A 14,254-nucleotide genomic window follows, 5' to 3' on the forward strand; every position below is an offset into this window, starting at 1 on the left:
TTCGGAATGCTCCTTAAATTTTTATCACAATTCGTGTTTTACCTTATCTTCAACTGTTATATCTCTTCCCAGCTGAACTTCTATGATCTGTAGTTCTTCATCACTATCATTTATTACTGTATGCTTTGAACCGGCTTTCATGTTTACTACATCTCCAGGACGAACAGTTTTTTCTTCGCCGTCAATAATTGTTCTGCCTACGCCTCTTACTATGCTCCAAACCTCATCTCGTCTCTCGTGACTATGATAGTTCATTGAATGTCCGGGATTTAAGGTAACCTTGATGGTAAGAGAGTCTTTTTCAGCATCGAGAACTCTGTAGCTTCCCCAGGATTTTTCTGCAAACATGATCGGCTGCTCTATTTTCTCAACAAAAGGCTTTATGTAAGAGCTCTGTTCTTTATCTGATACAAGAATTCCCTCAGGAGATGCTGCTATCACAGCATTTTTAATTCCCATGGCTATTATCGGAATATTCAGATCATTTATCACGTGAACATCTTCGCATTTATCATTTAAAAGTGCATCCCCGATCACGTTTTCTTCCATTGCTTCAGTAAGAGTGTTCCAGGTTCCAAGATCCTTCCAAAGTCCGCCAAAACGTATCACGCTTATATTAGATTCCTTTTCTACCACTGCATAGTCAAAGGAAATCTTTTCAAGCGTCTCATATTTTTCAAAAAGATCATTGTAATCAGAAAAATCAATAAGTTCATGTGCCTTATTAAGAAGATATGAAAGCTTATATGCAAAAATACCGCCATTCCAAAGGGCACCTTTGGAAATGTAATCCTTTGCAGTCGCAACGTCCGGCTTTTCCTTAAATGATACTACCTTTGATACCTCTGCCTTATCCTCTGGAATAATGTATCCGTATTTCTCAGAAGGGTAAGTCGGATCAATTCCCATAAGCGTCAGATTCGCATCACCATTTTGAGCAAGCTCCGAGAGCTTCTCGAGTGCCATAAAATAATCTTTTTCCACATAAGGATCAACAGGGCATACAACAACCGCCTCATCCGGGCTTACATTCTGCACATCTTTCAGATATGCGCTGGCAAGCGCTATCGCAGGAAATGTATCCCTCCTGCAGGGCTCAATAGAAATTCCAACATCCTCTCCAAGCTGATTATGTATGGCTGAAACCTGAGTCTTACTGGTTGCAATTGTTACATTTGCATCAGAATCAATCTCTCTTATCTGGCGATAAACCCTCTGGACCATGGACTCATATTCTCCATCCTTATCCTTAAAGATTTTTATAAACTGTTTTGATCTGACATCATTTGAAAGAGGCCATAAGCGCTGACCTGAACCGCCTGATAACAAAATAATGTTCATTGTGCTCCATTCTATTTCCCTCATCCGTCACCTGCGGTGACACCTTCCCCCACAGGGGGGAAGCCTTTTAGTTTTTCTACGCTTCCATTAGAATATTGTATTTTTCTGCTCTTCCATTTGGAGACCTTTATTTTTCTGCTCTTTCATTGGAAGACTGTGTTTTTCTGTGCTTCCATCGGAAGTCTTAAATCATTCTACTGTAACACTCTTAGCGAGGTTGCGGGGCTTGTCTACATCAAGGCCCTTGGCAACGCTGATGTAATAGCCAAGGAGCTGGAGCGGGATCACAGCAAGTGATGCTGCAAAATGCTCATCTATCCTGGGTACATACGCTGCAAAGTCCACAGTATCCTCTATCTCATAATGGCCATAGGTGGTAAGACCCATGAGGTATGCACCTCTTGCCTTACACTCAACCATGTTGCTGACGGTTTTCTCATAAAGGTCATTCTGAGTAAGAACACCGATTACAAGGATGCCATCCTCTATGAGGCTGATGGTTCCGTGCTTTAACTCACCTGCAGCATACGCTTCCGAATGGATGTAGGAAATTTCCTTCATCTTAAGACTGCCTTCAAGTGAAGCTGCATAGTCTATTCCACGACCAACAAAGAATACATCCTTGGCATTTGAATATTTAGCCGCGAACCACTGAAGTCTTTCTTTATCATCAAGAACCTTCTGAATCTTCTCAGGGATTGTCCTCATCTCTGAAATGTAGTATGCGTATTTCTCATCATCTATTAGCTCCCTTACATGTCCGAAGTGAACAGCAAGAGCATAGCATGCAACAAGCTGAGTACTGTAAGCTTTGGTTGTGGCAACTGCAATTTCCGGACCTGCCAGAGTGTAAAGAACATGATCGGCTTCTCTTGCAATTGATGAACCGATTACATTCACTATTCCCAAAGTAGCAACCCCATGGCTCTTAGCCTCGCGAAGGGCAGCAAGCGAATCCGCTGTTTCTCCGGATTGTGAAATGATAATTACAAGGTCATCTTTATCCAGTAAAGGTTTTCTGTATCTGAATTCCGATGCAAGTTCGACACGTACCGGAATTCTGGTAAGGTCTTCAAGCACATACTGAGCTGCCATTCCAACATGCCATGCTGAACCACAGGCAACTATATAAATCTGTCTGAGTGATTTTATTTTCTCATCACTTATTTCACATTCAGAGAGGTCAATCTTGTCTTTTTTAATAACAGCATTAAGAGTATCCTCAACAGCTCTTGGCTGTTCATGGATTTCCTTCATCATGAAATGCTCATAGCCGCCTTTTTCTGCTGCCTCGGCATCCCATTTAATCTCGACCTTTTCTTTCTGAATTTCATCACCGTCAAGGTTATAGAAGTGAGCCTCTCCCTGTCTAAGGCATGCCATCTCCTGATTGCCGATGTAATATACGTTCCTTGTATATTTAAGAATTGCAGGAACATCAGATGCAACATAGGTTGCTCCATCCTGTACCCCGATAACCATAGGTGAATCCTTACGTGCCACCCAGACCTCATCAGGATAATCCTTAAACATAAGGGCAAGTGCATAAGACCCACGCACACGAACCATAGTTTTTGCAATAGCGTCTATAGGTCCGATATTGTATTTTTTATAGTAGTAATCAACAAGCTTAACTACCACCTCAGTATCTGTTTGTGAATAAAACTCGTAGTCATGACGCAAAAGCTTTTCTTTAAGCTCCTGATAGTTTTCAATAATACCATTGTGAACGCCAACAACATTGGCTTCTTCAACATTAGCACCATGCTCGAATTCGTTAGCAGAAACATGAGGATGCGCATTTATCTCAGAAGGTTCACCGTGAGTAGCCCATCTTGTATGTCCAATACCGATAGTACCATCAAGAGATGTACCGTCATTTGTCTTCTCTGAAAGGACCTTCAAACGCCCTTTAGCCTTTACAACTTTCACTTTTCCATCAAGGCCTCTGACAGCCAATCCCGCAGAATCATATCCACGGTATTCAAGCTTGGAAAGCCCATCCAACAAAATAGGTGCTGCCTGCTTTTTTCCTACATATCCAACTATTCCGCACATATTATTTTCCTTTTCTTAACGCAATATTATTCACTTACTTATCTGTTGCGTATAACTGCTATTATATCTGTTTTTAATAAAATCACAAGTTTCGGAACTTTTTTCACCTCATATTTAACCACGAAGTTCCCTAGCCGCCTGTTTCCTGTCCAGAAAAAGCATTATGCATCCCAGTACCAGAAAAACAAACGCCAGAGTCAGAGCTGTGTATGCAAGATAACCAATCCTTACGCTCTCAGTTCTTATGAATTTAGGCTTTGTTATCGTTATTTCTGCTCCCGGAGTCGTCGTATATATATTTATCTCTGCAACAGGAGGATGAGCAACTCCATCAAAAAACAGATCTCCCTCAATCTCATTATCTCCCTCGACCAACTCTGCCGAAAAAAAGCAAATAGGAATATCATACTCTCCGGATGAAAGGTTTGAAACCACTTCAGCCTCAGAAACACCTTCCAGCCTTGCCCTGAACTTAACATGAAAGCTCTCCCCGGACATAAGATTTACAGGCGCATGTATTACATCACTTCCGGCAATAGTCATTCTAAAACTATGATTTCCGTATGGAATATCTTCTATTTCCTGTCCGGAAGCAAAATCTGTCAATATCAGGCTCTCATTATTCCTCACAGGTGCCCTGTTTGTAGCAGCAAGACTGAATGCAACCAGACATAAATATGCAATAAAAAAGCATATTAGTATTCTGAATTTTCTTTTTAATATCAAACTCATCTTAATCATTCCATATAATTTAGTGTTATCCTGCACTTACACATTATACAGAATTATTAAAGCCTGTGAAACATATCTATCCAATAATATCTGCATATAACGGAAGACCGTCAGCGTATTTTATCATAACTTCTCCCTGAATAAGCGGCTTTAAATACTCTGTGAGTTCAGGCTCTATGTCATTTCCTGCTTTGTTTATCCAGTTACGGGGTATTGCTTTTACCTCGTTGGCAATATTTTTTATCTTTTCATAGCTGTACTCTACTTCATATGGCGAATTGCTTTTTCTTTTCAGAACCACCATGCATCCGGTCTTCTCTGCTTCTGCAAACTCCACCGCCTTTTCACCCTGTGAAAAGGATTCATCTAAATCAGTCTTACTTGCAACATGAGCTGCGCAACGCTGCAATATGTTGACCTCTACAGATCTGACCTTAACTTCTACTTTTTCTTTGATCAAAAACTCAAGTGCCTTTCCTGCGCCGGAAAGCTGCTGATGTCCAAATGTATCTATTGCCGATTCGCTTGCTGTAATATAGTTTCCGTTTTTGTCACGAATTCCTTCCGACACAGCTACAATAACATTATTTCTTTTATCAAGTTCACCTCTGACATCTTCCAGGAATTTCTCTTTATCGAATGGTGCTTCAGGCAAATATATCAGATGCGGAGCCTGTGAATACTTATTTCTGGCAAGGCTTGCAGCTGCTGTAAGCCAGCCTGCATCGCGCCCCATTATTTCTATTATCGTTACCGATTTGACCGGATATATCGAAGTATCATGCGCTATCTCAAGCACTGAAGTTGCTATATACTTCGCAGCAGAACCAAATCCGGGAGTATGGTCGGTTACGCATAAATCATTATCAATTGTTTTGGGAATACCTATTATTCTAACTTTTGAACCTATCTTTTCTGCATATTCCGATAGTTTTAAAACAGTATCCATACTGTCATTTCCACCTATATAGAAAAAGGCACCTATATTTAATTTTTCAAATTGAGAAAAAATAAACACGTATTGAGAATCATCATCTTTATAATCCGGAAGCTTATATCTGCAGCTTCCAAGATACATTGCAGGCGTATGCGACAAAACTTCAACAAAATCTTTGTCTTTCTCCGCAATCTCACTTATTTCAATGTACTTTTCTCCTAAAACGCCAAGAATACCGTTTACTGCCCCAAAGCACTTGTCAAAATTCTCAGAACCTAAAACTGCACTCAGAACCCCTGCAAGACTTGCATTTATTGCAGAGGTCGGCCCACCTGACTGCGCTACTAATACGTTTGTGTTTTTCATATGCACCTTTCCGTTTCACTTATCAATTAAATAGTTGTTTACATTTTACACGAAAAGAATACAATTTGTGAAAAATTATTATTTTTATGCAACAAAAAAGGTATGCAGCCTTTTTAGACCACATACCCAAGGTTCAAATTTTTTATTCAGGTTTAAATTCTTCTTTGCCAACTCCGCATAACGGACAAACAAAATCTGCCGGAAGATCATCCCATTTTGTTCCGGGTGCTATACCGTTATCCGGATCTCCTGCTGCCTCATCATAAACATAACCACATGTACCGCATACGTACTTCATAGAAAAGCTCCTTTCCCGTGAAAAATACAAGTTGTCCTAACACGTATATTATAACATGTGGGCCGAAATGAATTTATTATTATTTTGTAAAAAAATTACCTATTCATTGTTTGTCAGGAATCTGAATCTTTCATTCAAAATTTCTGCAGCATGGTCCGGCGACATACGTTCTTTTATATAAGTGGCTGCTTTTTCTTTTTTATATTTATAAAATTCTCTGTCATCATGGAGTTTTCTAATATATCGCGCAGCAATATGAATATCGGGATCAGCCCAGTGATTACCCTTATGATAGGGTGGCGTTTCCTTTTCAATCTCTATTATATTAACCGGAACCATGCAGCATGCATCTTCTGACATGAATTCCGCATTAGCAGACCAATTGGTAGATACGGTAGGCGTTCCCAGAAACATCGCTTCTGCCATAACAAGTCCAAAACCTTCAGACCTATGAAGTGAAATATGAACATCTGCGCATTTGATAAGACTGTTAAACTCGATTTTGCTATAACTATCCGTAAGAATATATATGTTTTCATAGCCGTACAGTAAATTCTTAAGATGTTCCAGTTCAGCATTCCCTGCATGCGTAGCTTTGATTATAAGTCCTATGTCAGGTAACTCTTTGGGATACGCTTCTTTATAAGCCATAATTGAAGCTTCGGGATTTTTTCGATCAGAATTGCTAAATCCATCATATGATAAAATATATAAAAATTTATCATCAGGTAAGCCAAAGTATTTCCTATCATACTTCTCATCGGTTTTTGGTACACTCATAGCATAAGGCACGGTATAAACCGGCTTGTTTGTAGCCGCTCTTATTGCATTTGAAACAAATTCAGATGGGGTCCATATCTCATCAAACATTTCAAAAGCATAATTCCATTCCCTTGGGAATTCCGGAAGTTCCCATAGCCAATACCCGACCTGATATCTGTTGTTAAAGGTATCCCCAGTCATTGTTCTGATTGAAACCGGAAGTTCATTAGGATTTAAATGTATCAGATTAACGTTATATTTCAGATTCTCTGACTCATATTTTTTATAGGAATCATTTGTTTCCGTAGCAATCCTATTTTGAAAAACGTTAATAACCACAAATGGTATCCCGGAGTTTTTTATTGTCTCTGCTACCAGGCGGCAGCTCTCACCCAGACCATAATCTCCTCGAATATGCCCTATCAGGTTTATTCCATCAGGATTAGTTCTGAAGTTCTCTTCTTTCCTTTTTATTCTCAAATACCTTACTCTGAATAATACGCCACGAATTCTTTCTCGAATAATGTAAGGCAGTATCATTTTAATAACTTTCCTTATCATTACTCCTCCATTACTTTTAGTGCTTTATATCATAAGCTTTCAATATCAAAGCTCGTTTCTCACTTAAAAATATAATTACCGTAAAGGCAGTAATGAATAAGCTGGCTTCTTTTGCTAAGTTTGTCTATACGTTTGAAAGCAGCATTTACCAATCTACTGTCGCTATATATACCCAGTTTTCTGTTTCGCTTCAAATACCCCCAATTTCTTCGAATAAGTCCTGTACAGCCCCGGCAGCAAGGTGTCGCAATATATTCAAGCTTTTTATGATAAGCCTTAGAAAGCACAAGAAAATTTTCGTGAAGCTTATCATTGTGCTCCCCATCAGAGCAATGATACAAAGCAACATCACACATCCATACCTTGTTACCTTGGACTTTAGTCCGAATGCACTGTTCTACGGCATACAGATGCCAGTTATTGCAAATAACTTCATCAAAGGGCTCTTTTCTAAAATGATCAGTATGACCACCAAATAAGCATTCATCAACTGACTCACATTCTTCTATTCCTTCAATTTTCAGTTTACCCGCAGGTCTCTTATTACTGATTCCATGATATATATTTGTATATGTTGCCTTAGGACTTCTACGAACCCCTGCAACACCGAGGATATCATCTATTCCAGTCTTTTCAAGATAATCTGCAAGCTGTTTAATGTTATCTGTATCTTCAAATACAATATCCTGGTGTGAGTAAATAACAAAAGGAGTAGAGACATCCTTAATTACACTGTTATAAGCTGCAGCACAGGAGCCAAATCGTGATGATGTATTATTAATACCTATCAGTTTGGCACTTTCAGACTGTGCCTCCAATTCCTTTTTTAGATTCTCAAATTGCTGTACATCATTATAACAGCAAACAACTGTAATTCTGCTCAAATCAGTAATCTCCCATTATCCAATGACACTTGCAAATAGCTGAAGCATGATAAATGCATCAACTGTCAGCATCATAGTCATAATTCCCGGTGCCTTCTCTTTTTTTATCTCAAACATGCCTGACATAATACCAACAATTATCAAAAAGGTCTGTGGAACAAAATATCTTCCCTGAAGACCATATATTGAAGTCGATGAATACGTTGTTTCTGCAATAATCATAGCCAGTGCAATAAGGGTAATCGACAGTATTCCGCTTAAAACAAATATTCTCTTTAGTTTAATGGTTATAAATTTCTTATCTGTACAGTTTGATAAAAGTAAAAGTCCAATACAATTCAAAATTGGAAGGAAGGTTATAATAATTTCATTATTCCATCCGAGCACTCCACCAAAGGTTCCCAGGAACAACTTATTACTTTCAACAAAAATCGTGTTCCAGACAAGAGCAACTACAAGCATAGGATGCTTTAAAACATGCATAAGACTGAGTGTATCTTCGGGGCCATTATTGGATTCTGCTCCTACTACAATTCCGCTCAGTATCGGCAAAAACTTGATAACTACTAATACCGCCATTAATACAAAAGTACATATAGCAACAACCATCAGAATTTTTCTGTTAGCTTTTATTTTATTCATAAAGCCGGGGCTCTTTATCAAAAACAAAATCAAAGCAATAGGTAAATATACTGCTCCTTTATTAAGTAATAAATAGACCACCAAGAGTCCACAAAGAATATACCATTTTATGTCAGCTTGTTCTGTCTCCATTAAATATAAACAAACAGCAATAAACAAAAATATCATTCCCATAAGAACGCCATCATATGAAAAAGATGCTGCCTGATGAACCATTATTGGCAAAAGAGTAGTCATCGCAAGCATTTCTTTTAAAAATGGAATAATTTTTATCGCTGACCATGCGAGCAAGGCATATACCAAAAGATTCAAAAGCCTGGCCAATTGGTAAGTAAGTACAGATGATAATCCAAGTAATCTGCCAATACTAAGTCCCAAAGCCTGAGGAATAAAATTAAGAAACAAAACCTGTTTCCCTGAATCAAAATAGGATACTTCCTGCAAAGATGTATCACCACTTTTATCTTTTAGTCCTGTGATCATCTGATAGTAGGAGCCTGTTTCGATATCATTTGGAAGCATATCCGTCAGAATCACATCACAACGTCTCTTATAAATTGTGTCTTTATTTCCGGTACTACTTATACCCATCATATAATTTGAATATTTGTAAGCAGTATCCAAATGCCAGCTTTCATCTGGCACACCATTTACAGGTACTGCTACTAACATGAGAATCCCATAGATTATTGTAATTGGTAAAAAGATTTTTGTTATATTGAAGCTTTTAACAATAATAAAAAAATAAATAAAAAGAACAAATAAAACTACAAATACACCCCAGATAAGAAAAAGCGGTCTTATTATTCCAACATTGTCATATCTTATTGCATATACAACATTAGTCTTATCCTGTTCATTATTATTAAAAGATGCAACTATGCCTTGCTTCTTATTAGCATTTAAAAACAGAGACCCGTCTTTCATGTTCTCTACATCTACTGCAAGCCTGAAATATCTATTCTTAGACTCAATATCGCTTGGCAACTTCACTTTTAAAACACTGAAATCTTCCTCTTCAAAAACTCCGGAAATAGATTTTACCCTGTTCCCAACCATTTCTCCCGTTTCAACATCATAAAGAGAGATGCTGATTTTAGCATCAGCACCTGTCCCTGCTTTTTTTGCATATATTGATACACTCTCTAATCCGGGAACCGTGCATAGAAAAACTTCTTCAAGATGTGTAGCTTTATCATTTAGCTCTAATTCCCATTCAACATTACTCTTATGTGCCCATCTCCAAGTATCCCTGACAGAATTTTCAAAACTCAAATCCAACTGAGCAACGTATGTCATTATAAGAGAAAAAGCCATGAAAATAATCATGGCTATAAACCCCAATAGTTTTTTCTTTTTTACAACGTCCACCTGATTCTCCTAATAGATCCCAGAATAAAAAAACAAACTAACTTATTTCACGACACCCTTTTCCAGATATTCTGCAAGGTTGGTCTTTATTCTCTCACTGGCACGCTCTACGCCAACTTTCTCCATATCATGCTTGACCATAATCTCAACAAGCTCTTCGAAACTTGTCTTTGTAGGATTCCACCCAAGCAGTTTCTTCGCCTTACCAGGGTCTCCCCAAAGGTTCACTACATCTGTGGGGCGATAGAAATCAGGACTTACTTCAACAACTACTTTTCCTGTAGCTTTATCTATACCCTTTTCATCGATCCCTTCTCCTTGCCATTCGATCTCTATTCCGGCATGATGGAAGGCGAGTGTAGCAAATTCACGAACAGAATGCTGTACACCTGTCGCAATAACAAAATCCTCGGGTTTGTCATTCTGAAGGATAAGCCACATACACTCTACATAATCCTTCGCATATCCCCAATCCCTAAGTGAATCCAGGTTTCCAAGATAGAGCTTCTCCTGCTTTCCCTGAGCAATACGAGCTGCTGCAAGTGTTATCTTTCTTGTAACAAAAGTTTCACCTCTTCGCTCTGATTCATGGTTAAACAAAATTCCCGAGCAACAGAACATATTATATGCTTCTCTGTATTCCTTCACGATCCAGAAACCATACTGCTTTGCAACTGCATAAGGGCTATAAGGATGGAACGGTGTATTCTCATTCTGGGGGACCTCTTCAACCTTTCCATAAAGCTCTGAAGTTGAAGCCTGATATATTCTGCAAGTATCTGCTAACCCACACAAACGAACAGCCTCAAGAATTCTGAGAACACCTACTGCATCAACATCTGCCGTAAATTCGGGCGAATCAAACGAAACCTGAACATGACTCTGAGCAGCCAAATTATATATTTCATCAGGCTTAACTTTATTAACAACATCAACAATACTCATGGAATCCCCAAGATCACCATAGTGAAGATGAAAATTCTCTGTACCCTCAAGATGTGCAATTCTCTCTCTATAATCAACAGATGAACGGCGAATCACGCCATGCACTTCATATCCTTTCTCCAATAAGAACTCAGCAAGATATGATCCGTCCTGTCCGGTTACACCTGTAATCAATGCTTTCTTAGTCATAATTATTCCTTTCCGAATATAAAAATCCAAATAGCATGGTATATTATATCACACACAATAAAGAAGCTAAATTAACTCACTCTAAATGAATATACTGATCAATCTGCCTCGTTGCGATTAAGCAAAAAAAGAATTCTCAGAGCAAGCTCCCCTCCTATAGTAGGCCGCAATCTATGTGGGTAAAACAGTCTTTTCAGGTACCCGCCAAGTCTATCGTTATTACCTGACAATAGTGACCATTCTCTATAGGTTTTAACTGGAAATTTTTTTATATCTGAGGTATCAAATCTGTATTTACCTGCTGCTATATATTTCTCAACATCATCTTTTATCGCTAAAAAATGTTTTATCCGTTTGCATTTATCTCCAAATTCCCGGCCTAATATCTCACGCCTTAACCAGTTGGATATAAGTTTAATAATTCCATTTCCATACTCAGTAACCGTTGATTCATGCCTGCGATATTTAGTAAGAGTCGCATCATCATATAATGTTTTTCCGTAAAAATGCGCTAACCATATACATATTTCATCATGATACATGGCTTTACCAATCAAGCTTAAAGAATTAAGCATATCACGCATATTATTATCTATAACCATGCAAAATCCTGATGCATACGTATAAAATAGTATACTCCTATCAGTTAGCAATGATATATCACCTATAGCATGATGGCTTATCAACTCCAGATTCCCATTGCAATTATCGTAATCATGAATATAAAGTGATAACGAGCGACCTTTGCATGCCATATACTCAACAGCCCGCTCTATTTTATTTGTTTCCCATACGTCGTCCTGATCACTAAAAGCATAGTAATCTGCAGTAGGACATTTCTTTAAAATGTCCCAAAAGCAATCCGGATACCCAAGATGCTCTTCTGTTTTTACAAATACAACCTTGCCCGGGTATTCTTTTTCGTAACCTCTGATAATTTCTGCGGTATTATCAGTTGACCCATCATCCCTTACGTATATAACCAAATCCTTGTAGGATTGATTAATAATTGAATCCAACTGTGCCCCAAGGTATTTCTCCCCATTATATGTACACATTAATACATTTACTGACAAAACATCTCCTTGTATCGTAATAGCCTATCTCTATACGTATAATATCCACATTATACATATATCATCAATTACATAAAATGAAAAAATCTTAAAAACATCCCATCTAAACGTAATCTCCTCAGAATCATAAATATAAATACCGCATATCTGACCCCCGTCCGTTCTCCTACGGGTTTATTATATGAAATCAATTCATTCTTCTCAATTCCCGGTATATTATGATCCATCCACTGAAAAATCTCATCTCTGTATTCAAGAAGACGTTTCACAGTTGTATCCTTTGCCGCATACAACAAATGGAATATTCCTGTTTTTAAAATAAAATATCTGTACTGATCATCTTTAGTCCAGTTTTCTGCACTATCCATATTTATAAGTGCCTCAAATAATCTCAAAACATTTGACTCTTCACTTACAGCTTTGTGAACAGTATTTGATACTGATTTTTCATTTATAACCCACTGATAACCAACATAATCTGTAAAAGCTATCTGTTTTGCAAGTGAATAACACAATATATTAAAGTATATATCCTCTCCCAAAGGTACAGGTAAAAACCTTATTTTATTCTCTATAACATATGCTGTACGATAGATTTTTCCCCAGGGGGTAATATTCATAAAGCGACACCACTCACTGTTTGTAAGTTCAACATGCTCTTTGACCTCACCGCCAATTGTCACATGTTCATATCCGGATATAACAATATCACAATCCGAAAGGGTAGCTTTCTTAAGAAGTTGTTCTATATAGTCCTCTTTAATATAGTCATCCTGGTCAACAAAAACAAGGTAGTCGCCCGTTGCCTCTTCGATTCCGCGGTTACGAGCGCCACCTTGTCCGGTGTTTTGCTGTATTATTAATCGATATTGCTTTGAAGAAATCTCTCTTCCTAAAATCATATTATTGATAATTTGGTCAGAACCATCGGTAGAACCATCATCAATAAAAAGGATTTCAAGTCTTGTATATGTCTGGCGATCAAACTGATCAAATAGATTCTCTATATAAATACTTCCGTTGTATATTGGTATTATGACCGATACTTTATTTTCTATTTTCTCCATATATTTCTCTGCATCTTTATTTAGCTAAAAGAAGTTCTAAAAAAGAACAAGCATTGACCAATCACTCTATACCAGTTATCACAGACAATATTATATTTTAGTAATGTCCAGACTCTTGCAAAAGGTCCCTTTTCAGAAATATTTACAAATGCAGATATGGTCTTTTGTTTGGATAAATCAAGATCATCAAAAAAGAATTCTTTGAAAATTCCTGCCTGATCTATCATTCTTTGATAGTTTTCCCTGACCTGTCTGCGAACTTCTTCTCTCTTTTTGCGCTTACCCTCTCTCTTACCCCAAAAGCCTATTACTTCCTCGTAAATCCCACCTTTATTGGCACCTAAAACATTATCTCCATGCTGTCTGTATGAATATAGCTGCTTATCTATATAAGAAACATCTCCCAGCCCTGTTGCTATAAGAGCAATCCAATGATCATGCATCATACATTTATCAGGAGTTTCCTCCAACAATTCGCATAATGCTCTGTTAAACATAGAGGCGGCTCCTGTTACCGTATTTTGAATCAATATGTGTGAAAATGTCGTCTTATTTGCATTGTAATTTGCAAATCCCATAAATGAAGGAGCAACAATTATCCCATCATCATTTACCAATTCAGAATCACAGTATACAAGTAGCGGTCTATCTTTACCGTTCTTGTCTTCCAACTGTTTCATCTGAGACAGAGTCACCTCAATCTTATTTGCATGCCAAATATCATCCTGATCAGACAGCATAACATAATCAGCACTCATTATTTCTTTATTTTTTAAAGCCTTCAGAAAATGCATACATGCACCATTATGTTTTTGATCAAGTGATATCTGTTTTACCTGTGAAGGGTATTTTTTTTCATATTCTTCAATTATTTGTATTGTATTATCTGTTGATCCATCATCTGAAATATAAAGTTTAAAATCTTTTATTGACTGATTCAGAATAGATTCAATCTGATCAGCTAAATATTGTGCCCCATTATAAGTACACATCAAAATTGCTATCATACTGCTCCTAAATTTCAG

General features: G+C 37.7%; 12 protein-coding genes. All 12 read right to left on the reverse strand.

What is annotated here, in order from left to right; genetic code table 11:
* Positions 1-24: 24 nt before the first annotated feature.
* Positions 25-1,341 carry a sugar phosphate nucleotidyltransferase gene (locus BV60_RS0116200; protein ID WP_029323403.1) on the reverse strand — a complete coding sequence of 439 codons (1,317 nt, stop codon included), beginning with the start codon at positions 1,339-1,341 and terminating at the stop codon, positions 25-27.
* A 189-nt stretch (positions 1,342-1,530) separates the two neighbouring features.
* Positions 1,531-3,399 carry a glutamine--fructose-6-phosphate transaminase (isomerizing) gene (gene glmS / locus BV60_RS0116205; protein ID WP_029323404.1) on the reverse strand — a complete coding sequence of 623 codons (1,869 nt, stop codon included), beginning with the start codon at positions 3,397-3,399 and terminating at the stop codon, positions 1,531-1,533.
* Between the two features lie 114 nt (positions 3,400-3,513).
* Positions 3,514-4,131, reverse strand: coding sequence for a hypothetical protein (locus BV60_RS0116210; RefSeq protein ID WP_156036134.1), 618 nt, complete (start codon positions 4,129-4,131; stop codon positions 3,514-3,516).
* Positions 4,132-4,207: 76 nt separating this feature from the next.
* Positions 4,208-5,434 (reverse strand): 6-phosphofructokinase, encoded by a 1,227-nt coding sequence (locus tag BV60_RS0116215; RefSeq protein ID WP_029323408.1) that lies wholly within the window; start codon positions 5,432-5,434, stop codon positions 4,208-4,210.
* Positions 5,435-5,576: 142 nt separating this feature from the next.
* Entirely contained in the window at positions 5,577-5,732 is a 156-nt protein-coding gene (rd, locus tag BV60_RS0116220; RefSeq protein ID WP_029323409.1) for a rubredoxin, read from the reverse strand.
* Between the two features lie 99 nt (positions 5,733-5,831).
* Complete coding sequence (locus tag BV60_RS0116225; protein WP_051656800.1) at positions 5,832-7,055, reverse strand: glycosyltransferase; 1,224 nt, start codon at positions 7,053-7,055, stop codon at positions 5,832-5,834.
* 59 nt (positions 7,056-7,114) lie between these two features.
* Positions 7,115-7,939: a glycosyltransferase gene (locus BV60_RS0116230; RefSeq protein ID WP_029323413.1), complete on the reverse strand. Its 825-nt coding sequence runs from the start codon at positions 7,937-7,939 to the stop codon at positions 7,115-7,117.
* 15 nt (positions 7,940-7,954) lie between these two features.
* Complete coding sequence (locus BV60_RS0116235; protein ID WP_029323415.1) at positions 7,955-9,952, reverse strand: DUF2142 domain-containing protein; 1,998 nt, start codon at positions 9,950-9,952, stop codon at positions 7,955-7,957.
* 42 nt (positions 9,953-9,994) lie between these two features.
* A complete protein-coding gene (gene gmd / locus BV60_RS0116240) occupies positions 9,995-11,086 on the reverse strand; it encodes a GDP-mannose 4,6-dehydratase (RefSeq protein WP_051656801.1) in 1,092 nt (363 codons plus the stop codon).
* Positions 11,087-11,184: 98 nt separating this feature from the next.
* A complete protein-coding gene (locus tag BV60_RS0116245) occupies positions 11,185-12,162 on the reverse strand; it encodes a glycosyltransferase (RefSeq protein WP_156036136.1) in 978 nt (325 codons plus the stop codon).
* A gap of 68 nt (positions 12,163-12,230) precedes the next feature.
* A complete protein-coding gene (locus BV60_RS0116250; RefSeq protein WP_029323421.1) occupies positions 12,231-13,229 on the reverse strand; it encodes a glycosyltransferase in 999 nt (332 codons plus the stop codon).
* 20 nt (positions 13,230-13,249) lie between these two features.
* On the reverse strand, positions 13,250-14,236 hold the full coding sequence (locus tag BV60_RS0116255; protein WP_029323423.1) for a glycosyltransferase family 2 protein: 987 nt from the start codon (positions 14,234-14,236) through the stop codon (positions 13,250-13,252).
* Between the last annotated feature and the right edge of the window lie 18 nt (positions 14,237-14,254).

The sequence above is a fragment of the Butyrivibrio sp. AE3004 genome, from assembly GCF_000703165.1.
Taxonomy (GTDB): domain Bacteria; phylum Bacillota; class Clostridia; order Lachnospirales; family Lachnospiraceae; genus Butyrivibrio.

Bases quoted from the DNA above. Each gene is read 5' to 3' on its own strand.
- BV60_RS0116225 (WP_051656800.1), bottom strand. From the start codon at position 7,055: ATGATAAGGAAAGTTATTAAAATGATACTGCCTTACATTATTCGAGAA.
- BV60_RS0116255 (WP_029323423.1), bottom strand. From the start codon at position 14,236: ATGATAGCAATTTTGATGTGTACTTATAATGGGGCACAATATTTAGCT.
- glmS (WP_029323404.1), bottom strand. From the start codon at position 3,399: ATGTGCGGAATAGTTGGATATGTAGGAAAAAAGCAGGCAGCACCTATT.
- BV60_RS0116215 (WP_029323408.1), bottom strand. From the start codon at position 5,434: ATGAAAAACACAAACGTATTAGTAGCGCAGTCAGGTGGGCCGACCTCT.
- BV60_RS0116200 (WP_029323403.1), bottom strand. From the start codon at position 1,341: ATGAACATTATTTTGTTATCAGGCGGTTCAGGTCAGCGCTTATGGCCT.
- BV60_RS0116250 (WP_029323421.1), bottom strand. From the start codon at position 13,229: ATGGAGAAAATAGAAAATAAAGTATCGGTCATAATACCAATATACAAC.
- BV60_RS0116210 (WP_156036134.1), bottom strand. From the start codon at position 4,131: ATGAGTTTGATATTAAAAAGAAAATTCAGAATACTAATATGCTTTTTT.
- rd (WP_029323409.1), bottom strand. From the start codon at position 5,732: ATGAAGTACGTATGCGGTACATGTGGTTATGTTTATGATGAGGCAGCA.
- gmd (WP_051656801.1), bottom strand. From the start codon at position 11,086: ATGACTAAGAAAGCATTGATTACAGGTGTAACCGGACAGGACGGATCA.